The sequence below is a fragment of the Salinibacterium sp. NG22 genome (genome assembly GCF_015864925.1).
Taxonomy (GTDB): Bacteria; Actinomycetota; Actinomycetes; order Actinomycetales; family Microbacteriaceae; genus Rhodoglobus.
The window spans coordinates 1,664,582-1,686,333 of sequence record NZ_JADYWG010000001.1; the positions used below are offsets into that span (position 1 = coordinate 1,664,582).

Here is a 21,752-nt window from a genome sequence, read left to right on the forward strand (position 1 = left end):
TCCGTGGAGTGTTAGTGCGCGGGCGGCGCAGTGGATTCGCGCACGATCAGCTGCGGTGCTGGATCGGCGATTACTCGGTTTTCGGCGGTTCCTGAGTTGATGTAGTCCCACAGGTTTGCCATGGCGTTGCGGCCAAGTTCGTACAACGGCATGCGCACACAGGTCAGGGGCGGCCAGGCAATCTCCGCAGTCCAGGTGTCGTGCATCGCAACGATTGACAGCTCTTCGGGAACGCGGATGCCCAGCCGTCGTGCTTCGGAAAGCACACCGTGCGCTGCGTTGATGTTAGCGACAACGACCGCCGTCGGGCACGCTGGAGCCTCAGCCATCGCGGTGAGGGCCTGCACTCCATCCTTCGGGTAGTAGCCGAAATCGGTGACCAGTTCGGGGTCGATAGCGAGGGATGCGCTGGCCATGGCGTCACGAAAACCGGCGAGCCGCCGCTGGCCCGACTCTGAGGTGGGCAGGCCGCCGGCATAGCCGATGCGGGTATGCCCCAGCTCGATGAGGTGCTGCGTTGCCAACCGCATCCCTGCTTCGTCGTCGAGCCGAACTGAGCCGCCGCTGCCCGGGTTGATCGCGTTGACAGAAATGACGGGCAGGCCGCTCTCGGTCACGGTGCGCAGGTCGTCACCACTGAGATGATCGCCGAATTGCACGATCACCCCGTCTACCCGGCCCTCGCCCATGAGGCGCGGAATCGACTCTTCGCCCTCGGGCAGTCGTTCGGTGCTGGCAATCAGCACCATGTAGTCCTTCGCCCTCGCTTCTTCTTCAACCCCACGCATAAGTTCGGAGAAGATGGCGTTCGTGACGCCGGGAACGACGAGACCGACCGCATGGGTGCGCGACGACTTGAGGGCGCGGGCGGTGAAGTTGGGGCGATAGTTGAGCTCTTTAGCCGCGTCGTGAATTCGCTGACGCGTTGCGACGCTCACGCGCACGCCGGGCTTATCGCTCAATACCCGAGACACCGCTGAGATGGAGACCCCGGCACGAGCTGCAACATCACTCAAAGTGGCCATAGTTGCCTAGTGTATTAGTGCACCCCGGCTTTGGTAAGTCGATTGACCAGATCAAATCCCTTACCGGTCACTGCCGCCCGCTGCATCACGATCGAAAACGGAGCCAACCCCATGAACGGCATGTTTGACCTCACCGGAACCACCGCGGTCGTCACGGGCGCACGACGCGGAATCGGCTTCGCCATGGCCGAGGCACTCGCCGCTGCTGGCGCGAACATCATCGGCGTCAGCGCCTCCATCGAAGCCTCGGGCAGCGACACCGAAAAGGCGGTCACCTCGTATGGCCGCACCTTCGAGGGCATTGCGTGCGACTTTGCCAACCCGGATGCCGTAGCCGCGCTGGGCGAGACACTCTCGACCCGCAACGTGGACATCCTCGTCAACAACGCCGGAACCATCGAGCGCGCCCCCGCCGCCGAGCACCCCACTGAACTGTGGGATCGCGTACTTCAGGTGAACCTGTCGAGCCAGTTCACGCTCACGCAAGCCATCGCTCGTTCGATGATCGAACGTGGCCGCGGCAAGATCATCTTCACCGCATCGCTACTGAGCTTCCAGGGCGGCATCAACGTGCCCGGTTACACGGCAGCAAAGTCCGGCATCGCCGGTCTCACCAAGGCACTCTCCAACGAGTGGGCTGGCAAGGGCATCACCGTGAACGCGATCGCCCCCGGCTACATCGCGACCGACAACACCCAGGCGTTGCAAGACGACCCCGACCGCTCGAAGGCAATCCTCGACCGCATCCCCGCCGGTCGCTGGGGCGTCGGAAGCGACCTCGCGGGTGCCACCGTGTTCCTCGCATCGCGCTCCTCCGACTACGTCTCGGGCGCCATCCTCAACGTGGATGGCGGGTGGATGGGCCGCTAGAGCTCACGCGCAGACTGTTGGCATCCATCCTCGTCGGTGGGTGCCAACAGTTGTTTCTGGGTATCTCTCGGGTTCGTTTTCTGGTACTACTGAGGTCGGATGCCTGCTCGCGAGCCACGACGTCCCACTCGAGAATGCGGCGAAAGGTTTCCAGCTACACGAATGGTCTTACGTGGGATCAGATTCTCTTGATCATCGGCTTGATCGTGGCCGGCATTGTCCTTGTCATCGCGCGTCGCCCCCTCTTCGCTTTATGGACTTTGGCCACCGAGGAGTGGCTCCCCAGCTACAACTCCCGCTCTCCGCTCGCGCCATCCCCGCTTTACATTGGGATGCTGGGCGCACTCCTGATCATCCTCGGCGTTCTCACCGCGATAGCCCACGCAGCCCCGGGCTTGCCGATATTCGTCTGACAGCGCGGTCGACCTAGCGCAGCACTGACTCAGTCCTTGGCGATAACCGCTTCTGGCCGCAGGTCGAGGCGACGCAAGAGTTGCGCGTTCGCGGCAACGACCACGGTCGAAGCCGACATGAGCAGCGCCCCGACGGAGATCGGCAGCACGAACCCGATGGGGGCGAGCACGCCTGCAGCGAGCGGAACCGAGATCAGGTTGTAGCCGGCAGCCCACCACAGGTTTTGGCGCATCTTGGCGTAGCTGCGGCGCGAGAGTTCGAACACGGCGAGTACCGAGCGCGGGTCGTCGCTGGCGAGCACAACACCGGCCGAGGCGATGGCCACGTCTGTTCCGGCGCCGATCGCGATTCCGACATCCGCCTGGGCGAGCGCTGGCGCATCGTTCACGCCGTCACCGACCATTGCGACGGTGCCGCCCGCCTTCTGCAGTTCGGCAACCTTGCTGGCTTTGTCTTCCGGATGCACGCCCGAGAACACCCGGTCGATGCCGAGTTCAGCGGCCACCGACTGTGCCACGGCATCCGCATCTCCCGTGATCATCACGACCGTGACGCCCCGCGCGTGCAGCGCATCGATCGCCTGGCGCGAGTCTTCGCGCACTTCATCCGCGAGCTCAATTGCCCCGATCACGTGACCGTCAGAGAGCACGTGCAGAATGATCGAGCCGTCTGCCGCCCACTCGGTCGTTACATCGATTGGCTGCTGGTCGTGCTGGCGCAACATGCTCGGCCCGCCAACGCTGATCGTCGCACCATCGACAGAAGCTTCGACGCCAACTCCGCTCGATGAGCTGAAGTTCGAAGCTCCGACTCGTTCAAGTTCGCGCTCCTTCGCGGCGGTCACAATCGCCTTAGCCAGCGGATGCTCACTGTCGTTCTCAGCAGCGGCTGCGAGTCGAAGAACGTCATCTTCACTCGCATCCCCGACCGCCGCGACGTGAGTGACGGCGGGCTCGCCCTTCGTGAGCGTTCCCGTCTTGTCGAAGAGAACGGTGTCGACCTTGCGCATTGTTTCGAGGGCGATGCGGTCTTTCACGAGCACTCCGGCACGAGCCGCGCGCTCAGTAGAGATCGAGACAACGAGCGGGATGGCAAGGCCAAGAGCGTGCGGGCACGCAATGACAAGCACCGTGATGGTGCGCACGATCGCGTCATCCGGGCTGCCCGCGAGAGTCCACACGGTCGCGGTGATCGCTGCGGCACCGAGAGCGAACCAGAACAACCAGCCGGCGGCGGTGTCGGCAATGCGCTGGGCGGGCGACGAGGAGTTTTGCGCCGTTTCAACGAGCTTGGTGATGCCCGCGAGCGCCGTATCATCGCCAATCGCGGTGACCTTCACTCGGATCGAGTTATCGGTAGCCACGGTTCCCGCCACAACGCGGTCGCCCTCGCCGCGCGAAACCGGCTGCGACTCTCCCGTGATCATCGACTCATCAACCTCGGCTGAACCGTCAATCACTTCGCCGTCGGCGGGTACTCGTCCGCCGGGACGCACGATGACGACATCGCCCACAACGAGATCAGACGGCGGCACGGTGACGAAGTCGTCCCCCTCAACCTTCTCCGCTTCATCCGGAAGCAAAGCGGCAAGAGAATCGAGTGCGCTGGAGGTCTGAGCCAGCGACCGCATTTCGACCCAGTGGCCGAGCAACATGACGACGAGCAGAAGCGCGAGCTCCCACCAGAACTCAAGGGCTTGGTCGATGAGGCCAAGAGTGGATGCGAGCGAGGCGACATACGCGACCGTGATGCCCAGTGAGATCAGCAGCATCATTCCGGGCTTGCGCGACTTCAGCTCAGAGTAGCCGCCCGTGAGGAAGGGTTTTCCGCCCCAGAAGTACATGACCGTTCCGAGCACTGGCGAGATCCAGTGGAACACCGCGACATCCGGGATCGTGTAGCCGATGATCTCGGAAAACATCATGCTGAAACCCGTGACGGGCACCGCGATCACCAGCATGATCCAGAACAGGCGGCGGAACTGCGCGACATGATCGCTATGGCCAGAGTGGCCAGAGTGCTGCTTGTGGGAGGTCTGCGTGTCGTGCTCGGTCATTCCATCCATGGGCGCCACGCTATACCCCTCTAGGGTATGGAGCAACCCCAAACCCGGCGACTCCCAGCTACCGTAGAGTCGTGACTACTTTCAGTGAAGAAATTGTGTCCGCAGTACTCGCCCATATGAACAGCGACCACAACGATGACAACTTGCTCATTGTGCGAGCCTTCGCGGAATCCTCCGCCATTTCTGCGGCCATGGTGTCGCTCGATGGCACCGAGGGAACGTGGCAGTATTCGGATGTCGACGGCATCGAACATCACGTGACCGTGCCGTGGAGCACGGAGATCACCGAGCGCGCGGAGATCCGCCACGAGATCGTGAAGCTCTATGATGCTGCGTGTGAAAAGCTCGGCGTGCCGGCTCGCCCCCACTAGCCAGCCCTCGCGATTGGTGATCTGCCCGCAAGGTGGGATGCTGTGCGAATGATTCTGCCCAGCGCACCGACCAGCCCTGTCGTCGATTCGCACGTGCACGTCTGGAACCTCGAACGGGCCGAATACTCGTGGCCAATCGACGGCCCGCTGTTCCGCGAAATCGACGTCCCCGAGATCGCCCCCGCGCTCAACGCCGCGGGGATCAACCAGATCATTCTGGTTCAGGCTGCCGATAACGCCGAAGACACCGCCAACATGATCGCGGTCGCTGACCGAAACCCGATCGTCACCGGCATCGTTGGCTGGGTTCCCCTCGACGATGCGGATGCCGCGGCACAACTCCTGGCCAGCTACGAGCCCGATCGCCGCATCGTCGGCATTCGCTCGCTCCTGCACACGCGCCCCGACCCCGCGTGGATCACGCAGCCCACCCCAGACGCGACCCTCGCGTTGATCGAAGCCGCCGGCCTCACCTTCGACTACGTCACTGGCAGCCCAGCCAGCCTCATGCATCTGCCCGGCATCGGCGAACGGCACCCCACACTGCGCATCGTGCTTGATCATCTCGGCAAACCGCCCATCGGTGGCACCACCGCTGAGCGCCGCGAGTGGCGGTCGCTCTTGGCGAGCGCTGCCGAGAACCCTCTGCTCTCCGCGAAGGTGTCGGGGCTCTATCCCGCAGCGGGCGACATGGAGCAGTGGACGGTCGACCTCATCCGCCCCTTTGTTGACGATGCGCTCGAGATTTTCGGCACCGACCGACTGATGTTTGGGGGCGATTGGCCTGTGTCGATTCTCGCGGGCGGCTACAGCCGCACGTGGAGCGCCCTCTCCGAAATCTTCGCCGACCTCGATAGTGCGGGGCGCGCTGCTGTCGCTGGCGGCACCGCTTCGACCGTGTACCGGCTTGCCCCGCGCCTTGGCCAGCCCGGCTCAGAGAACGGGGATTCTCTCCCCCGGTAGAGCTTATTGCGCAAACGTCACACGTATGATCTACTGTTCTCACCGCAATCTGCGGCTAGTCGTCAACGATGTCGACCCAGAAAGGCACCACCGACATGGCACCACAGCACTTTGGCCCCCAGCGATCACGCCGCTTTCTTACTGCCGTAGCAACCCTCGCAGCGCTCGGACTCCTCGCTAGCTGCAGCAGCGAATCCGCAGAATTCAACGACGAGTACGGCTTCGCCGCCGCGGAACAAGTCGCCGACTCCACCATCACCATCTGGGCGGATGCCGCCCGCCAGTCCGCCGTCGAAGCCTTCATTGAGGCTCACCCCGAGATTGATGTCGACCTCGTGATCGACGATGGCTCGGCCGGAGCATCCGGAACCTTGAAGACCAAGATCTCGCTCGCCGATCAGGCCGGCGAAGGATGGCCAGACGCCGTCTTCTCCAGCCAAACCAATGACGCTTCGTGGGCCGCGCAAGAGACCAACGGCAACCAAGCTTTCGCTGCACCCCTCAACAACGGTTATCTCGAGCAAGACTTCCTCGACGGCTTCACCGCCGGCGCGCTCGACCCCGTGACCGTCGATGGCACCGTGTACGGCCTGCGTAACGACCTCGCCCCGGTTCTGTTCTGGTACAACGAAAGCCTCTTCAACGAACTCGGCTACGACGTTCCGACCACGTGGGAAGACTACGAAGCTCTCGGCGCCCAACTCGCTGACGAGAACCCGGGCTACTTTCTCGGCTCCATCGGCGACTCCTTCGTTGGCCCCTACGTTTACTACTGGGCTGGCCAAGCTCCCATCTTCCAGCTCGATGGCGACACCTTCAATTCAGATTTGCAAGACCCGAACTCGCAGCGAGTGACGGCCATGCTCGACACGATGCACGACAACGGTTCGCTCATCTCCGACAGCCTCTTCAGCGCCGAATTCGTTGAGCAGTCAGACAAGTTGCTCGCGACGCCCGGAGCCGCTTGGTACGCCGGAGCGCTCATCCAGAATCCCAGCAACATCAACGCTGCTGCTGGCGATTGGGCAGCTGCTGCGCCACTCGTGTGGGAAGGCGAAGAAGCAGTCACCGGCAACATCGGCGGCGGTGTTTGGTACGCCTCGAGCCACTCCGAGAACCTCGACGCGGTGGAAACCTTCATGGAATTCATCACCAGCGATGCAGCGGTAGCCGGCACGGGTGGACTTCCCGCCTACGACGCCGCTGCTCAATCGTGGCTCGCCGACCAAGAATCAAGTGGCTTCTTCGGTGGAGACTTCACGGGAGCCATGAACGCTGCCGCCACCTCCGTCTGGAGCGGGTGGAGCTACCCCGACTTCAGTATCGAAACCTCCTACGCCAAGATCATCGTTCCGGGTCTAGCCGAAGGCAAGTCGATTGCAGAGCTGTCGGATGCCTGGCAGCAAGAGATGCAGAATGAAGCGCAGGTCGTCGGCTACCAAGTTCAGTAACCGCCACACCTCTACCCAGGAGACACGTGACATCCACGACCGTGACATCCACGACTAAGGCCGCTGCCGACTCTCGCACGAGTCGGCAGCGGTCCCCCCGCGGCTCGGCCTCACCCTCACTTTCGCGCTCACAAGCGCAAGTGGGGGCGGCCTTCTCCAGCGGCTACACCCTCTTCTTGATCGCGTTTGGTGTGCTGCCAGCCATCTACGCCATCTACTTGGCTTTCACGAAGAACGGCAGCTTCGCGGGCGTCTCCAACTTCACCAAAATCTTCAGCGACTACCGCTTCTTGCCCGCCCTCGGCCACGTTGCTCTCTTCGTTGCCGTCTGGCTTGTGGGGCTCGTGATCATCGTCGTTCTACTCGCGATCATCACCCACGCCATCAAAACCCGCTGGCTCTCGACCAGCATCCGCTTCTTCTACTACATTCCGGGCGCCCTCGCCGGAGCCTCCAGCGTCATGCTGTGGTTGTTCGTGCTCGACCCCGCCGTGAGCCCCGTCTCCTTCATTCTCGACGCCTTCGGCTTCGACTCGTTCGTGCAGGTTGTACGTGTCGATCAGCTCCCCGTCATCTTCGCGATCATCGCGTTCTGGACCGGCGCCGGCGGCTGGATCGTCATCATGTACGGCGCTCTCAACAACATCTCTTCGGAGATTATGGAAGCCGCCCGCATCGACGGCGCTGGCCCCATCAACATGGCCTGGCACATCCAAATCCCGCTGCTGCGCAAATGGATCTCCTACATGGCCATCCTCTCCCTCGCGGCAGGAACCCAGCTCTTCGTGGAGCCGCGCGTTCTCTCCATCGCGAGCAAGGGCGTTGTGCCTCAGGACTACTCGCTCAACCAACTCGCTTTCCTTTATGCGTTCAAGCAAAACGACTTCAACGGTTCGGCAGCGATTTCGCTCGTCTTGCTCGCAGTCGCCCTGGGCTTGAGCAGCTTCTTTGTCTTCCGTGGAGGTCTCTTTGAGCGCGACTAACAGTTCACTCACCGCACGTCGCAGTGAACGCAGCCCCGGCCAGTGGCTCTGGCGAGTGCTGGGTGCGTCCATCACGGTCATCTTCGTCTCGTTCTTTGTGATCCCCATCGTCTGGCTGCTCTTTGCCCCGACGAAGGATGCCCGACAGCTGCTGCTCGACTTCCCGTTCTCGTTCGGCAGCTTTGGCACCTTGGCCGAGAACTGGGCAAGTCTCGTGGCCTACCAAGACGGGCTCGTGTGGACCTGGCTCGGCAACTCCGCGCTCTACTCCGGAGCGGCCCTCGTGCTCACTCTCGTGATCAGCATCCCGTGTGGCTACGCGCTCGCGCTCACCGAGTTCAAGGGCCGCAAGCTCCTGCTCGCGACCACGCTCATCGTGATGCTCATCCCCAACACCGCCCTCGTGCTGCCGGTCTTTCTCGAGCTCAGCGCAGTCGACCTCATTGGGTCACCGCTGGCCGTCATCCTGCCGTACTCGTTCTTTCCGTTTGGCGTCTATCTGACCTACATCTACTTCTCCACCACGGTGCCGCGTGACCTCTTGGATGCCGGCCGCCTCGATGGTGCCGGAGAGTTCCGGGTCTTCACCCAGGTCGCGATGCCGCTTGCCGTTCCCGTGATCGCATTGGTCGGCTTCTTCAGCTTCGTGGCCAACTGGACCAACTACTTCCTGCCCTTCGTGACCGTGCCGGGCAAGGGTGCACCGATTCAGGTCGGGCTCGCAGAAATGCTCGCCAACGTGCCGCAGTTCAACCCCACCAATGCGGGCTCAACGACGATTGAGCTGCCGGTTTTGGCGCTGGGAACACTGCTGTCGGTGGCGCCCGTGTTGATCCTGTTCCTGTTCTCGCAGCGCTTCCTCGTCACCGGAATGACCGCGGGCGGCACCAAGGGCTAAGCCCTGCAGCGACCGAAAGTCAGGATGCGGTGGGGCGGCGACGCAGCCACGCGCGCGAGATGTGGGTAGCCATCGCTTCAGACGCGGCTTTGCTGTCTCCGCTCTCGATGGCATCCAAGACGGCAACGTGCTCGGCGAGCGTGACCCGCAGTGAGCCTTCATCGGCGCGCTCACCCACAAATCGGTTGCTTGAGAGCGCGCGGTCGAAAAGGATTCCCGTGATGTTTGCGGCCAAGCGGATGCCCGACTGCTCCATCACGAGGCGATGAAATTCTGCGTCTGCCTGGTTGTTCTCTTCGGCGTCGCTGAGGGTCGCTTCCATACGTTCCACAAGGGCACGAAGGGCAGCAAGGTCGTCGTCAGTGCGGCGCGTGGCAGCAGCACCGGCCATTGATGATTCAAGACTTCCGCGCACTACCGCGAGTTCGTCGAGCACTCCGAGAGTGTCGTCATTGTCGACGAGCGACGACAGCACGACCGGGTCAAGCATGTTCCACGCACTTGCCGGGTTGACGGTGGTTCCGCGACCCTGTGCGACGGTCACCAGACCCTTTTCTTCAACCCGCTTTACAGACTCACGAATAACCGTGCGGCTCACGCCGAAGTGTGAGCTCAGGGTGCCTTCGGGAGGCAGGGTGGTGCCCGAGGGAACCTTCTCGGTGACGATCGAATCTACGAGCTCGCGAACGACGGCAACTCCCAGGCGAGCAGCCGGCGCACGGGCGACCTCACCACTGGCCAGCCACTTGGGCGCAGCGTCATCGGCACTCACAGGATCCATTCACCCAGCATAGGGGAGCGTATCTTCGCTCCGGTCTGTGGCACACCGCCCGGCATTGCGCCGGACTATTCGCCAACGAGCCGCAGTCCTGCTCGCTCGGAACGCACGTGGGGGCCGCCGGGCGCCAACCATCCTGCGTGGGTTGTTGCCTGCGAAGCAATGGCCTCTTCGTCGATGGAGACTCCGACGCCGGGAGTATCCCCCACGACAATTCCGCCATCGATGAACTCTTGATCGATCGTGACACCGAAGGGTGCGTTCACGTCTTGCACTTCAGCGGTGAGGTGGTTGGGCACGGCTGCGGCGGCGGCTGCCAACGCGGGGTTCAGGGTCAGCCCTACCGGGCTAACCGGAAGGTTGCGGCTGTGCGCGGCGTGCGCCACGCGGAGGAAATGAGTGATGCCCCACACGCTGCCGACCTGCACGATGTCGATTCCGCCCTCGTCGAAGAGTGGCGAGTACTGTTCAAGCCCCGTGAGGTTCTCGCCGGTGGCAACAGCGGCGCGGATGGAGCGACTTAAGCGGGCGTGACCAGCGGCATCCCAGCGCCGCAACGGTTCTTCGATCCACGCGAGATCAAGTTCGTTCTCGATCTTGGCCATGAATCGTTCCGCCTGCTTGAGGTTCCACGATTCATTCGCATCAAGCATGAGACCGGGTTTGCGGGCATTGACGCTCAGTGCGTCTTCGACAAGCTTAAGGCGACGGATGTCATCCTCGTGGTCTCGGCCGCCCTTCAGCTTTCCAGCGGTGTAGCCTCGCTCGGCCATCATTGAGTAGAAGCCAGAAAGAGCATCATCGTCGAGCGCAATGTCGAGACCCGAGGCGTAGCCGGGCACGAATTTGTCGCGCGCCCCGAGCAATCGCCAGAGTGGTTCGCCGAGAGCTTTGGCCTTGATGTCCCAGAGCGCCATGTCGAAGGTGCCGATGCCGCCGAATGTGGCTCCACCGTGACCTGATTTGAAGACTTGGGCGAGCATCCGGTCATACAAGGCCGATACCGCGCGAGGGTCTTGACCTTCAATGGCGGGGAAGATGTGGGCGAGGTCGCGGTGCGAACCGGTGCCGACCCCGGTGATGCCGACGTCAGTTTCGAGCAAGACGATCGGAAACTCGGTGACGCCCGAGGCAACGAATCCGTTCACGTCGCCTACTGGCCGCCCCCAGTTGTGGACGCTGCTGAGGCAGCGGTAGCCGGTAATCTTCATCTTCGCCTTTGATGATCGCTGTGTGCGCAGTGAACCACTGAACGTAAACAGCATACATCATATGTTCTAGCGGGGCTGGGAAGAAAATTCACCTCCCCCTCCCCCTAGCGCGCGTTGCTCGAAGCGACTACGAATAGAGAGCACACGATGCGCACTCACCTAGTGTGCGCACAAGGGGGAACAATCATGACCCGATCACCCAACCGCATGCTCGGAGCCATCGTCGGAGCATTCTTTGTTCTCTTTGGTCTGCTCGGCTTCACTGTCAGCGGCGGAGCTGGCTTCTTCGCGACCGAGGGCGGAATGCTCGCCAGCGTGTTCCAAGTGAACGTTTTCCACAACGTTATCCACCTAGTGGTTGGCGCGGCTCTGGTGCTGGCAGCGCTCTCGAACCGGACTGCGGCGCGCGCGGTCAATTCCGGATTGGGCTTTGCCCTTCTCATCCTTGGCTTCGCCGGGCTGCTGCTCGTCGGGTCAGAATTCAACGTTCTGGCGCTCAATGCCGCCGACAACGTTCTGCACTTTGCGGCCGCCGTCGTGCTGTTACTCGTTGGCATCGGTGCCGACAGCCGTGTGACCGGCGTGAGCGCGTAATCCTCTCCGACTCACTAATTCGCGCTCCAAACCAGTTCGGCGAGGGCTACGAATAAGAGTCAACCGCGCGAACACAAGGTTTGCGCAAAGGAGGCACCGTAATGACTAAATCACCTAACCGCCTGCTGGGAACAGTTTTCGGCGCGGTCTACATTCTCGTCGGACTGCTCGGCTTCACCGTCACGAACGGTGTCGGATTCTTCGCCACTGAGGGCGGACTGCTGCTGGGCCTGTTCGAAGTGAACATCTTCCACAACGTGGCCCACCTCCTTATTGGAGCTGCCCTGCTGCTGGCTGGCCTCTCCAACGTGAAGGCTGCCCGAACCGTGAACTCCGTAGTCGGTTTTGCTTACTTGGCGCTCGGCTTCCTCGGTCTCTTTCTCGTAGGTTCTGCGCTAAACATCTTGGCCCTGAACGCTGCTGACAACGTGCTGCACTTTGCCAGCGCCGTCGTCCTGCTTGCAGTTGGCCTCGGTGCCGACAAGCGTGCATCTAGCGTCACCGCATAACTCGCACCACTAGTCCCAGATCACGCACCGAGAGGAGAACCGTCATGTCCGCAATTACCCGAACCTGGATCGCTTTTGCCGCAGTAGGCACCGGCCTAATCCATGTTGCACTCGTGATCGGTTCCCCTCTCGCGCTGGGCATCCCTCTCGCCATTCTTGGTGTCGTCGAGTTCGGGTGGGGCATTCTGGCCTTCACCCGCGACACACTGCCGTTTGTGCGCATCGCCATGGTCGTAGCGGTGACGCCGCTTGTTGCCTGGGGCCTGCTGCTTACCGCAGCATCCGTCTTCCAGAATCCGGCGCTCGGTGCGTCCCTGGATGTCGTGCCGTGGGGAATCGCCGCCCTGTTCCAGCTTTTTGTGGCGGGCACCCTAGCGCTCCACTCTCGTCGAACTCGTGAAGGCTCGAACGCCACTACGTCAGCACCCAGTGCTGGACGCTACCTCATCGCTCTCACGGTTGGCGCCCTGGCAGTCGCTGCCCTGACGACCCCTGCTCTTGCTGCCACGGAGGCTGGAATCTATGCCCAGCCCCATGGCGAACACGATGGCTCATTCACTCCGCAGCGCGATGTTCCCACTGACGAGGGCACTGACGAAGGCGTTGACGACATGTTCGACCTTCCCAGCCACGAAGGTCACTAGCTCCGCACTGACCTCAAGGTCACCAGAGTGATTGTGATAGCAACAGCCATGAGGCCGACGGCAACCCACGATGTGGCCACTACGCCTGAATCGAAGGCGTGACGCGCTGACTCCAACAGTTCTTCGCCAAGCCCTCCGGGAAGCGTGGACGCAACTTTTACGGCACCGCCCAACGTTTCACGCGCGGCGGTCGCATCCACAGCACTCAGTCCCTGGGGAACGTCGATCGTCGAACGGTACGACGCAGTCAAAATGCTGCCTAATACCGCGGTTCCCAGCACTGCGCCAAGTTCATAGGCGGTCTCTGAGACTCCGGATGCCGCCCCCGCTTTGTCTGGCGTCACGCTCGAAATGATGAGGTCGTTCGAGAGGGTCTCGGCCGAACCGATTCCGGCACCGAGAACACAGAACGCCACGATGTAGCTCAGCACCGTGGCATCACTACCGGTCAGCGCGATGGAGCCGTACGCAAGCAGCGACAGCGTGAGGCCGCCCGCCATCAGATAGCCCGGCCGCACGAAACGCACGAGCGGCACCACAACGAGCCCCGCCACAATGATCACGAGAATGCCGGGCGTCAGAGCGAGAGCAGCGTCGAACGGGCTCAATCCCTCCACAAGCTGAAGGTGCTGAGTGAGGAAGAAAAGCAGACCGAGCAACGAGAAGACGCTCACGAGGTTCACGAGCACGGCACCACTGAAGGAGGGCACGCGAAAGAGTTGCATATCGAGCATGGGGTTGGCCTGCCCCAGCAGCCGGCGCACAAAGAAGACGCCGGACAGCGCCGCAATTGCTAACAGGGCAATGGGCAGCACTCCCACGCCCTCGGTAGCGAGTTCTTTGATCGCGTACACCGCCGGGCCGAGCGTGAGAATCGACAAAAGGATGCTGCCCAGGTCAAACGGCCCGGGGGTGGGATCCTTCGATTCGGGAATCAAAACGGGCGCGAAGATCAGCAGCGGCAGCAGGAACGGCACGGCGACGAGAAACACCGATCCCCACCAGAAGTTCTCCAGCAGCACTCCCCCGACGAGTGGCCCGATGGCAGAACCCGCCGAGAACCCGGCGGCCCAAATCGCGATCGCGAGGCGCCGCTGACGGCGATCTGCAAACAGCGAACGAAGCAACGACAGCGTCGAGGGCATCAGCATCGCGCCGAAGACGCCCAGCAGAATGCGAGCGAGAACAAGCGACGTCGCGTCGGGAGCGAAGGCCGCGAGCACCGAAACGATGCCGAACCCCGAAGCGCCGACGAGCAGCAGCCGACGGCGGCCAAAGCGATCGCCAAGGTTGCCCATCCCCACCAACAGTGCGGCCAGCACCAGCGGATAGACGTCAACAATCCAGAGTTGAACAACCGCGCTCGGGCGTAGATCGCGGGCAATGCTCGGCAGGGCAAAGCTCAGTACGGTGTTGTCGATCGACACCAACAGAGTCGGCAGCATCAGCACCCCCAGCGCCAACCACTGCTTAGTCGTTGCCATCACCCGGGGTTGTTCAGTTGCACTCACGTGCTCACGATACAGTCCCGCCGAATACCCAACTTTCGGATGATGTTTCGCCCAATTCGCCTTCGCTAGAGTGAGGGTAACCTAACCCCCCTTCTAGGAGACCCCGTGGCTGTAATTCCTTTCTCGCAAGCACTTCGTGAGCGCACCTGGTCGAGCCACGGAGACAGCGAAGGCGCCGACTTCATGAAAGACCTCATGACGGGAAAGGGAACCCGCGAGGACTACATCGCGTTGGTGGCCCAGCACTACTTCATCTACGAAGCCATTGAAGCCGCTGCTGACCATTTCGCCAGCAACCCCGTTGCCGCGCCTTTCATCACCTCGCAGCTCACGCGCCTGCCCGCGATCGAAGCGGACCTCGAGTTTCTGATCGGCGCCGACTGGCGCGACCAGATCGCTCCCCTCCCCACCGCCGCCGCCTATGCGGCCCGCGTGCGCGAAGTTGCTGCCCAGGACTGGGCTGGCGGATTCATCGCCCACCACTACACGCGCTACCTCGGCGACCTCTCGGGTGGCCAAGTCATCCGCACGCTCATGCAGCGCCAGTTCGGGTTCGAAACCAACGGTGTCGGCTTCTACCTTTTCGACCAGATCGCCAAGCCCAAAGAGTTCAAAATCACGTATCGCGACCAGCTCGATGCTGTCGAGTGGGATGACGCCGAGCGTGACCGCGTCATTAACGAAGTACTCGCCGCCTACAAGTTCAACACGGACTTGTTCATCGACCTGTCGCGCGCAAAAGCGGCCGCCTAGCCCCGCCGCGCGGGCCGTGTCGCCGAACCGGCATGGCCCGCTTGGGGCAGGGTTCTCCCCTACTGCCTGCACTTGCGGCCGCAGCGTTGTCCGAGGCCTGAGCGCTATCCGAGACCCGAGCGCTCATCGCGAACGCCGTCAGTCTCGGAATCCACGGATCCCTCAACGGGCTTCTTTGACAGCCCTACCGACCCGGCGCTGGAACGGCCCTCGAGAGCAGTGTGCACCGCGATCGACTCGTCGACATCGGCGTACCGCGGGCGCAGGCCCACGGGGCGCTGGCGACGCTCCTCGCGTTTCGCTCGCCGGGCCGCAACTATCAAGTTGAGAGCTTCGACCAGAATCGCGAACGCCATCGGCGCGTAGATGAGAGCTTTGTCGATGTAGACCCCGAATCCCTCGGCGATCAAGAAGACTCCAATGAGGAGCAAGAACGAGAGGGCCAGCATCTTCACTGTCGGATGCTGGTTCACGAAGGTAAAGATAAAGCGGGCCGCGAAGAGCATGATGCCGAACGACAGCACAACCACAGTGATGATGATGACGAGGTTTTCTGTCATACCGACTGCCGTGATGACGGAATCGAGCGAAAAGACGAGGTCGAGAACCAGAATCTGCGCGATGACTGACCCGAAGGTGACCGCTTTCCTGCCTCCGCCAGAGCTGTGCTCTTCGTCGCCTTCAAGTTTGTGGTGTATTTCCGTTACGGCCTTGTAGACCAGGAAAACGCCACCCGCAATGAGGATGATGTCTTTCCACGAGAAGCCAAGCTCACCGATGACGAAAATTTCGTCTTTCAAGGTGATGATCCAGCCTGCAAAGAGCACGAGAACGATTCGCATGAGCATCGCGAGGGTGAGGCCGAGGTTGCGAGCCTTCGCCTGCTGATCTTTCGGCAGTTTCGATGCGAGGATCGAAATGAAGATGACGTTGTCGACGCCGAGCACAATTTCCAGGACGAAGAGTGTGAGAAAGACCGCGATGAGGTCAGGCGTGAAGGCGAAGGAGAATTCCATTCGTCAATTCTCCACTAGAGGGCCGCAATTGGGAGAGTGCGCCTGAGAAAGTTAGCCCATCGCTTCGATCTGGGCGCGCATCGTGTCGAGCGTCTCCAGAATCTCTAGTGAGACATCCAACGGATGCTCGGGGGCTTCGGTGCGCCCATCCGCAATGTGCTGGGCAATCGCCGTCGTCTGAAACGACAGCCCTTCGCGGCCGCGGAGTCCGGTGCCGTCGGTGAACTCGGTGCGCTCGTCGTCGCGCACCACCGCAAACCCGTTCGGCGCATAAAAAGGTGTGCGCACCTCAACGCGAGCACGGGTGCCGTTGATGCGGGCCTCCGTGGGGGTGTCGGCCTGCATGGTCGTGTGCAACACAGCCTGGGCACCGGTGGCGTGGTCGAGAATCATGGCCGCCTGCCCATCAACACCCGTGTCGAGCATCCGTCCCCGAGCGAACGCCGCGGTGGGGGCGCCGAGGGCGAAGCGAGAGAACCAGACCGGGTAGATACCGATGTCGCGCAGCGAGCCACCGCCCATAGTCGGGTCAAACACGGGCTGGCCGGCGGGGGCGCCAAAGTTAGCCCCAAAGTCGGCGGTGACGACCTTCAGATCACCAAGCTCCCCTTCGGCGAGGAGCTGCGCGATGATCGTGGTCTGCGGCAAGAAGCGCGTCCACATGGCTTCCATGGCGAACACGCCAGCGGCACGGGCGGCATCCACAATCACGCGAGCATCAGCGGCATCGATACCGAGCGGCTTCTCGATGAGCACGTGCTTGCCTGCCGAAATGGCGAGCAACGCCAGCGGCCGGTGAAAAATGTTCGGCGCGGCAACGTAGATGATGTCGACCTCGGGGTCGGCCACCAGCTGGTCATAGCTGCCATAGCTGCGCCCGATGCCGTGCTTCCTGGCGAATTCTGCGGCACGATCAGCAGAGCGCGACGCGACGGCCACCACTCGCTGATCGGTGTTGGCATGCATGGCGGCAACCCAGTCGGTGGCAATCCCACCCGGGGCAAGAACGCCCCAGCGCAACGTTGGTCCACCCCGAAGCGGGGTTGCAGTCGGTTCAGGCAGAATCACGACAGTTCCATTCCCAGATAAATCGAGTCAGCGCCCCGAGCAAGTTCAGTGAAACCAAGATGGCGGTAGAACGCGATGGCATTGTGATTATCTTCGCCCACATCGAGATGGACGCCGGTCACACCGCGAGCGCGCAGCGCCTCGAACAGCGTCTCGAGCATCGTTCGCCCCAGGCCCTGCCCCTGCGCGCGCGGCAGAAGATCGATGTGCAGGTGCGCTGGATTGTCGGCCACGACAGCCGCAGGTGCCTCCACCGGAGAGTGAAGGTGCGAGATGAGTTCATCGTCGAGCGAATCGCCCGCCGTCGCCGGGTACTGGGCGCGCAATACCGGCCACCACTCACGTTCTTGCCACGCCTCAAACTGGCGGGTGTCTGCGGCGCCAAGAACGTAGCCGGCGACTCCGAGTTCGTCCGCGATCACGAACGCGAGATCGGGCTCACCGACCAGATATGGGCCAACGTAGATGTGGCCGAGGAGGTCGGGATTCTCGTAGAGAGCGCTCCCATCAGCCCCGGCATCCGCTGTCTGAAGACAGACTCGGTAGGTGCCGGGGAGGTCATAGAGACCCGCAGGCCGAATGTGACTCATGGTTTCACCATATCGCCTGCGTCAACTGGTCTAGTTCCGAGGTCTCACGTTGGCAACGGAGTGGTCTAGACGAGGCAGCGTCGACCGCGTACTCTCCGGCTTTCCGGGCCTATTTGCTTGTATGTTTCGAACACATTTCGGCCAAATGTACCCCGGAGTGGTCTAATTCCCTCTTTACCGGGATAGCGAAAATGGGCTCTAATGAGAGCGTGACCGTTGTCGAGGAATCCACCAGACACACCCTGAGAGCACGCTTACGAGAACTCGTAGCGTCGACAGAGGTGGGCAAGAGCCTGCCAAGCGAACGCGATCTCAGTGCACGCTGGGGTGTCGCGCGTATGACGATTCGTCGCGCCGTCGACGCTCTCGTCGCCGAAGGCCTCGTCGAGCGACGCCATGGTTCAGGCACCTACGTGACCCCACAGCCGTTCGTGCGCTTGCTCGGTCTCACCTCGTTCTCCCAAGATATGCGTGACCGCGGCCTTGAACCGGGCGCCCGCCTTCTTGCTTACCGGGTGGCCCCAGCGGATGCCGCGATCTCCGCTCAATTGCGGATAGCTGCCGGTGATCCTGTCGTCAGCTTCACGCGCCTGCGTTTGGGCAGTGGCGAAGCGATGGCGGTTGAGACCGTCTGGATTCCCCAAGCCCTCGTTCCCGGCATCAACGGCAGCGACTTGGGCGGGTCCCTCTACGAACTCCTCAGCAGCCGTTACCGCATCTCCCCCGGTGCCGCCAATGTTTCGATCGAGCCAGTGTTGCCCGACGAGCGGGTGCGCGAGCTGCTCACGATCTCCGAAAACCAGGCCTGCCTGCGCATCCGAATGGTCGACTCTGATGCCCGCGGAAACATCATCATGATCGCCAATTGCTTCTATCGCGGCGACAAGTACCAGCTCACAGCCCAGGTCTCAGGCGGCGCGTTCTCGGCCGAACAATCCCGGAACAGCTAATGCTTCGGGTTCTCGCTGTCGATGGCGGCCAATCCGGAATCCGCCTCAAAAGCAGTGCGCAGCCCGGCACTGTTGAAGTCGATGGGGTGAGCCGCCTTGAGGGCGACACCATGCGCACGGTAGCGGCCGCAGTCGCGAGCGCCTGGGCACACGGCAAGTTCGAGCCCGTTGATCGTGTCGTGATGGGTCTCACTACGTCCCCTGCGGATGCTGCCTCTTCCACGCGTCTCGCCGACCTTGTCGCAGCAACCACGGGAGCCAGCGAGGTCTGGATCGCGGATGACACCGTCACCTCCCACGCCGGAGCACTCTCCATCGAATCTGGCGTCTCGCTCATCACCGGCACCGGCGTTGCCTGTCTCGCTCTGCGCCCCACGGGAGAATCCCACGCGGTTGATGGCGACGGCTATCTCCTAGGGGATGCCGGTGGTGGGTTCTGGATCGGCAGTCGCGGCATTTCTGCGGTGCTCAAGGAACTCGACGGCCGCGGACCACGCACCACTCTGACAGCGCGAGCAGCAGAACACTTCGATGGCCTCACGAATATCGCCGCACGCCTCCATAGCGCCCACCGCCCGGTCAACCGCATTGCCCAGTTCGCCCGTGGCGTGCTCGCTTCAGCCGCTGAGGGGGATGCCGCCGCCGACGCCATTGTGATCGAAGCGGCTTACGAGCTCTTCCTTACCGCTCGTGTCGGAGTTCGGTGGGTGGGCAACGATGCCCCGCTGGCTCTTGGCGGAAAGCTGCTGGGACCGAACACTCTCCTCTTCGCCCGCCTTGTCGAGCATCTCGCCAGTGAAGGCATGTCATTCCGCCCGGCGGATGCGTCCGCTCTCGAAGGAGCGCTGCTGCTCGGCACTGGCGACACCGACAATCTCTATCGCGATCTCATCCACGTGTGGAAAAAAGGAACACCCGCATGACTCTCACGAGCCCCCCGACTCTCGATGTGCAGTCGCCAGCTGCGCGCTACTTGGCGCGCGCGACGCACCTCATCGAGCGACTGACCACTGATGAAGCTCCCAACATTGTGGCGGCATCCCGCCTCGTTGCTGACGTGCTTATCAACCACCGCACGGTTCACATCTTTGGAACCGGGCACTCCCACATGCTCGCCGAGGAGCTCTACTACCGCGCCGGCGGCCTCGTCAACGTTCAGCCGCTGCTCTTCGAGGGCCTCATGTTGCACACGAGTGCCCCGCTCAGCACCTCCCTCGAACGACTGCCCGGGCTCGCCGCGGCACTGCTGCGCGATCACCCCATCGCCGCGAATGACGTGCTGATCGTGGCATCCAACTCCGGCAGCAACGCCGTCACGTCTGAACTCGTGCAGCAGGTGATGGCCAATGGCACCCCCGTCATTGCCCTCACAAGCCTGACGCACGCCACCTCCCCCGAGGCCCGAGCGACAGCCCTGCCGCGACTGCACGAACTCGCCACCGTCGTGATCGATAACGGTGGCGCCGTCGGCGACGCGGCCGTTGACATCGCCGGGTTGAGCAGCCGGGTGTCTGCCACCTCTACTGTGGTGGGAGCGGCCATTCTCAACGCCGTCATGGCTGAAGCTATCCAGCTCTCTGTTAATGCCGGAGTCACTCCCGATATTTACGAGAGCAGCAACACCACCAGCGGCGATGCCAGCAACCTCAAATTCACCACCACGATAACCACACCATGACTCCACGCTCCCGAGCCAGCTCCGACTCCTCAGCTTTCGCCATTCGCGGCGTCATCGAGGGGTTCTACGGCGCGCCCTGGAGCCACGAACAACGCCTCGATCTCATCGACTTCCTCGGCAACCGCGGCATGAACACCTTTGTGTACTCGCCCAAAGATGACCCGCTCGTTCGTCACGAATGGCGCACCCCCTACGCTGGCGCCGAGCTCGCCCGCATGGCCGAACTCATCACGCGCTGTGACGACAACGACATGACCTTCATGTACTGCCTCTCCCCCGGGCTCACCATGAAGTACTCAAGCAGCGACGACATCGAGATGCTGCTCGCCAAGTTCAGCGCCGTGCGCGAATTGGGCGTCACCAGCTTTGGACTGCTTCTGGATGACATCCCGGTCCGGCTGCAGCATCCGGCCGACGTGGCAGCATTCCCCGATCTCGTTACCGCCCACCAATCGCTCATTGGGAATGTCTTTTCGCAGTTCGACGCCGACACCCACCTCACGGTGTGTCCCACGCAGTACTGGGGCTACGGCAACGAGGACTACATCACTCGCCTTGGGCGCGGCATTGATCCGCGCATCGACCTCTTCTGGACCGGCCGCGCCATTTGTTCCGCCACCCTCGACCTTGCCGACGCTGCCGTCTTTGCCCGGGCAACCGGCCGCCCCGCGACCTACTGGGATAACTACCCGGTGAACGATGTCGCGATGGGCCACGAGCTCCACATCGGCCCCTACCAGGGTCGCGATCCGCACTTGCACCGCTTCTCCACGGGCATCATTGCCAACGGCATGGAACTCTTCGAGTCATCCAAGATTCCCTTCGCCACCGTCGCCGACTACCTGCGCGACCCCGAAAACTACGACCCCGAGGCCAGCTGGGAACAAGCGCTGCTGGATGTCGTTGGTCCAGAAAACCTCGACGATTTCAGTCTGTTTGCTGACACGGTTCGTTCCTCGTGTCTCTCGGCCGACGATGCGCCGGTACTGGGCGAGGCCCTCGAGCGCTTCACTTTTGAGTCGGAGTACGGTGATGCCGCGACTGCTGCCGCCGATCTGCTCATGGTTGCCCAGACCATGCGTGGCGCCGCAGACCGGTTGCTCGACGGCCCCGTGGCAAACCCGCAACTCATTGCCGAGGTGCGGCCGTGGCTTGAATCGTTCCGATTGGGCGCGCGTGCGCTTGTGGAGATCGCAGAACTCGCCGCCGCCGGTCGCCTCGCCACCGCTGGCCCCAGCCGGCTTCTCCCCTATCTCGACACCCTTCGCGCAGCCCACCGTCGCGTCTTCGGCGACCTGCTCGATATGACTTTGGCAGAACTCGTTTCTGCCGGGGGCTCACCACCCGCAACACCTGCATCACCCCGCACTGCATCGCCCGACACTGCATCACCTACAGCAAAGGAATGAT

23 protein-coding genes are annotated in these 21,752 nt (G+C 62.4%); 15 read left to right on the forward strand and 8 right to left on the reverse strand.

All coding sequences use genetic code 11. The features are described 5' to 3' along the window. Positions 1-11: 11 nt before the first annotated feature. On the reverse strand, positions 12-1,025 hold the full coding sequence (locus tag I6E81_RS08085; RefSeq protein WP_197106817.1) for a LacI family DNA-binding transcriptional regulator: 1,014 nt from the start codon (positions 1,023-1,025) through the stop codon (positions 12-14). Between the two features lie 111 nt (positions 1,026-1,136). On the opposite strand from I6E81_RS08085, the gene I6E81_RS08090 reads away from it, so the two are divergent. Beyond that, a complete protein-coding gene (locus I6E81_RS08090; protein WP_197106818.1) occupies positions 1,137-1,895 on the forward strand; it encodes an SDR family oxidoreductase in 759 nt (252 codons plus the stop codon). 134 nt (positions 1,896-2,029) lie between these two features. Beyond that, a complete protein-coding gene (locus tag I6E81_RS08095; RefSeq protein ID WP_197106819.1) occupies positions 2,030-2,308 on the forward strand; it encodes a hypothetical protein in 279 nt (92 codons plus the stop codon). A gap of 29 nt (positions 2,309-2,337) precedes the next feature. On the opposite strand, the gene I6E81_RS08100 is transcribed toward I6E81_RS08095, so the two are convergent. Then, positions 2,338-4,374 carry a heavy metal translocating P-type ATPase gene (locus tag I6E81_RS08100; protein ID WP_197106820.1) on the reverse strand — a complete coding sequence of 679 codons (2,037 nt, stop codon included), beginning with the start codon at positions 4,372-4,374 and terminating at the stop codon, positions 2,338-2,340. 71 nt (positions 4,375-4,445) lie between these two features. On the opposite strand from I6E81_RS08100, the gene I6E81_RS08105 reads away from it, so the two are divergent. The 5 genes from I6E81_RS08105 (at position 4,446) to I6E81_RS08125 (ending at position 9,040) form a co-directional block, all read left to right on the forward strand. After that, the gene (locus I6E81_RS08105; RefSeq protein WP_197106821.1) at positions 4,446-4,745 is read left to right on the forward strand and encodes a DUF2470 domain-containing protein; all 300 of its coding nucleotides are present in this window, start codon (positions 4,446-4,448) and stop codon (positions 4,743-4,745) included. 48 nt (positions 4,746-4,793) lie between these two features. Continuing rightward, positions 4,794-5,708, forward strand: a complete 915-nt coding sequence (locus tag I6E81_RS08110) for an amidohydrolase (protein WP_197106822.1) — start codon at positions 4,794-4,796, stop codon at positions 5,706-5,708. A 68-nt stretch (positions 5,709-5,776) separates the two neighbouring features. Next, entirely contained in the window at positions 5,777-7,159 is a 1,383-nt protein-coding gene (locus I6E81_RS08115; RefSeq protein ID WP_197106823.1) for an ABC transporter substrate-binding protein, read from the forward strand. A gap of 26 nt (positions 7,160-7,185) precedes the next feature. After that, on the forward strand, positions 7,186-8,142 hold the full coding sequence (locus I6E81_RS08120; RefSeq protein WP_231603894.1) for a carbohydrate ABC transporter permease: 957 nt from the start codon (positions 7,186-7,188) through the stop codon (positions 8,140-8,142). Beyond that, complete coding sequence (locus tag I6E81_RS08125) at positions 8,129-9,040, forward strand: carbohydrate ABC transporter permease (RefSeq protein WP_231603895.1); 912 nt, start codon at positions 8,129-8,131, stop codon at positions 9,038-9,040. The genes I6E81_RS08120 and I6E81_RS08125 overlap by 14 nt, the downstream gene beginning before the upstream one ends. A 19-nt stretch (positions 9,041-9,059) precedes the next feature. Here I6E81_RS08125 and I6E81_RS08130 read toward each other — a convergent pair whose 3' ends face one another. Both I6E81_RS08130 and I6E81_RS08135 read right to left on the reverse strand, forming a co-directional pair. After that, complete coding sequence (locus I6E81_RS08130; RefSeq protein ID WP_197106824.1) at positions 9,060-9,821, reverse strand: FadR/GntR family transcriptional regulator; 762 nt, start codon at positions 9,819-9,821, stop codon at positions 9,060-9,062. Between the two features lie 65 nt (positions 9,822-9,886). Next, a complete protein-coding gene (locus I6E81_RS08135) occupies positions 9,887-10,966 on the reverse strand; it encodes a mandelate racemase/muconate lactonizing enzyme family protein (RefSeq protein WP_307784126.1) in 1,080 nt (359 codons plus the stop codon). Between the two features lie 249 nt (positions 10,967-11,215). On the opposite strand from I6E81_RS08135, the gene I6E81_RS08140 reads away from it, so the two are divergent. From I6E81_RS08140 to I6E81_RS08150, 3 genes are all read left to right on the forward strand, one after another. Then, positions 11,216-11,623 carry a DUF4383 domain-containing protein gene (locus I6E81_RS08140; protein WP_197106826.1) on the forward strand — a complete coding sequence of 136 codons (408 nt, stop codon included), beginning with the start codon at positions 11,216-11,218 and terminating at the stop codon, positions 11,621-11,623. A gap of 101 nt (positions 11,624-11,724) precedes the next feature. Then, on the forward strand, positions 11,725-12,132 hold the full coding sequence (locus tag I6E81_RS08145; protein ID WP_197106827.1) for a DUF4383 domain-containing protein: 408 nt from the start codon (positions 11,725-11,727) through the stop codon (positions 12,130-12,132). Between the two features lie 44 nt (positions 12,133-12,176). After that, entirely contained in the window at positions 12,177-12,776 is a 600-nt protein-coding gene (locus tag I6E81_RS08150; RefSeq protein ID WP_197106828.1) for a hypothetical protein, read from the forward strand. On the opposite strand, the gene I6E81_RS08155 is transcribed toward I6E81_RS08150, so the two are convergent. Continuing rightward, positions 12,773-14,260: an MFS transporter gene (locus tag I6E81_RS08155; RefSeq protein ID WP_197107214.1), complete on the reverse strand. Its 1,488-nt coding sequence runs from the start codon at positions 14,258-14,260 to the stop codon at positions 12,773-12,775. The genes I6E81_RS08150 and I6E81_RS08155 overlap by 4 nt on opposite strands. A 132-nt stretch (positions 14,261-14,392) precedes the next feature. Here I6E81_RS08155 and I6E81_RS08160 point away from each other — a divergent pair, with 132 nt between their 5' ends. Next, the gene (locus tag I6E81_RS08160) at positions 14,393-15,040 is read left to right on the forward strand and encodes a heme oxygenase (biliverdin-producing) (protein ID WP_197106829.1); all 648 of its coding nucleotides are present in this window, start codon (positions 14,393-14,395) and stop codon (positions 15,038-15,040) included. 104 nt (positions 15,041-15,144) lie between these two features. Here I6E81_RS08160 and I6E81_RS08165 read toward each other — a convergent pair whose 3' ends face one another. From I6E81_RS08165 to I6E81_RS08175, 3 genes are read right to left on the reverse strand one after another with little or no spacing between them, the layout of a single operon-like run. After that, a complete protein-coding gene (locus I6E81_RS08165) occupies positions 15,145-16,056 on the reverse strand; it encodes a TerC family protein (protein WP_197106830.1) in 912 nt (303 codons plus the stop codon). A gap of 51 nt (positions 16,057-16,107) precedes the next feature. After that, positions 16,108-17,124 carry a Gfo/Idh/MocA family protein gene (locus I6E81_RS08170; protein WP_197106831.1) on the reverse strand — a complete coding sequence of 339 codons (1,017 nt, stop codon included), beginning with the start codon at positions 17,122-17,124 and terminating at the stop codon, positions 16,108-16,110. Further along, the gene (locus I6E81_RS08175) at positions 17,121-17,714 is read right to left on the reverse strand and encodes an N-acetyltransferase (RefSeq protein ID WP_197106832.1); all 594 of its coding nucleotides are present in this window, start codon (positions 17,712-17,714) and stop codon (positions 17,121-17,123) included. The genes I6E81_RS08170 and I6E81_RS08175 overlap by 4 nt, the downstream gene beginning before the upstream one ends. Positions 17,715-17,905: 191 nt before the next feature. Here I6E81_RS08175 and I6E81_RS08180 point away from each other — a divergent pair, with 191 nt between their 5' ends. From I6E81_RS08180 to I6E81_RS08195, 4 genes are read left to right on the forward strand one after another with little or no spacing between them, the layout of a single operon-like run. Continuing rightward, a complete protein-coding gene (locus tag I6E81_RS08180; protein WP_255529026.1) occupies positions 17,906-18,664 on the forward strand; it encodes a GntR family transcriptional regulator in 759 nt (252 codons plus the stop codon). Then, a complete protein-coding gene (locus I6E81_RS08185) occupies positions 18,664-19,587 on the forward strand; it encodes an N-acetylglucosamine kinase (protein WP_197106833.1) in 924 nt (307 codons plus the stop codon). The genes I6E81_RS08180 and I6E81_RS08185 overlap by 1 nt, the downstream gene beginning before the upstream one ends. Next, entirely contained in the window at positions 19,584-20,342 is a 759-nt protein-coding gene (locus I6E81_RS08190) for an SIS domain-containing protein (RefSeq protein ID WP_197106834.1), read from the forward strand. The genes I6E81_RS08185 and I6E81_RS08190 overlap by 4 nt, the downstream gene beginning before the upstream one ends. Then, positions 20,339-21,751 carry a protein O-GlcNAcase gene (locus I6E81_RS08195; protein WP_197106835.1) on the forward strand — a complete coding sequence of 471 codons (1,413 nt, stop codon included), beginning with the start codon at positions 20,339-20,341 and terminating at the stop codon, positions 21,749-21,751. Before I6E81_RS08190 ends, I6E81_RS08195 begins: the two co-directional genes overlap by 4 nt. The last annotated feature ends 1 nt before the right edge of the window (position 21,752 follow it).

Bases quoted from the DNA above. Each gene is read 5' to 3' on its own strand.
- I6E81_RS08085 (WP_197106817.1), bottom strand. From the start codon at position 1,025: ATGGCCACTTTGAGTGATGTTGCAGCTCGTGCCGGGGTCTCCATCTCA.
- I6E81_RS08090 (WP_197106818.1), top strand. From the start codon at position 1,137: ATGAACGGCATGTTTGACCTCACCGGAACCACCGCGGTCGTCACGGGC.
- I6E81_RS08095 (WP_197106819.1), top strand. From the start codon at position 2,030: ATGCGGCGAAAGGTTTCCAGCTACACGAATGGTCTTACGTGGGATCAG.
- I6E81_RS08100 (WP_197106820.1), bottom strand. From the start codon at position 4,374: ATGGATGGAATGACCGAGCACGACACGCAGACCTCCCACAAGCAGCAC.
- I6E81_RS08110 (WP_197106822.1), top strand. From the start codon at position 4,794: ATGATTCTGCCCAGCGCACCGACCAGCCCTGTCGTCGATTCGCACGTG.
- I6E81_RS08115 (WP_197106823.1), top strand. From the start codon at position 5,777: ATGTCGACCCAGAAAGGCACCACCGACATGGCACCACAGCACTTTGGC.
- I6E81_RS08130 (WP_197106824.1), bottom strand. From the start codon at position 9,821: ATGGATCCTGTGAGTGCCGATGACGCTGCGCCCAAGTGGCTGGCCAGT.
- I6E81_RS08140 (WP_197106826.1), top strand. From the start codon at position 11,216: ATGACCCGATCACCCAACCGCATGCTCGGAGCCATCGTCGGAGCATTC.
- I6E81_RS08145 (WP_197106827.1), top strand. From the start codon at position 11,725: ATGACTAAATCACCTAACCGCCTGCTGGGAACAGTTTTCGGCGCGGTC.
- I6E81_RS08150 (WP_197106828.1), top strand. From the start codon at position 12,177: ATGTCCGCAATTACCCGAACCTGGATCGCTTTTGCCGCAGTAGGCACC.
- I6E81_RS08155 (WP_197107214.1), bottom strand. From the start codon at position 14,260: ATGGCAACGACTAAGCAGTGGTTGGCGCTGGGGGTGCTGATGCTGCCG.
- I6E81_RS08165 (WP_197106830.1), bottom strand. From the start codon at position 16,056: ATGGAATTCTCCTTCGCCTTCACGCCTGACCTCATCGCGGTCTTTCTC.
- I6E81_RS08175 (WP_197106832.1), bottom strand. From the start codon at position 17,714: ATGAGTCACATTCGGCCTGCGGGTCTCTATGACCTCCCCGGCACCTAC.
- I6E81_RS08180 (WP_255529026.1), top strand. From the start codon at position 17,906: ATGGGCTCTAATGAGAGCGTGACCGTTGTCGAGGAATCCACCAGACAC.
- I6E81_RS08185 (WP_197106833.1), top strand. From the start codon at position 18,664: ATGCTTCGGGTTCTCGCTGTCGATGGCGGCCAATCCGGAATCCGCCTC.
- I6E81_RS08190 (WP_197106834.1), top strand. From the start codon at position 19,584: ATGACTCTCACGAGCCCCCCGACTCTCGATGTGCAGTCGCCAGCTGCG.
- I6E81_RS08195 (WP_197106835.1), top strand. From the start codon at position 20,339: ATGACTCCACGCTCCCGAGCCAGCTCCGACTCCTCAGCTTTCGCCATT.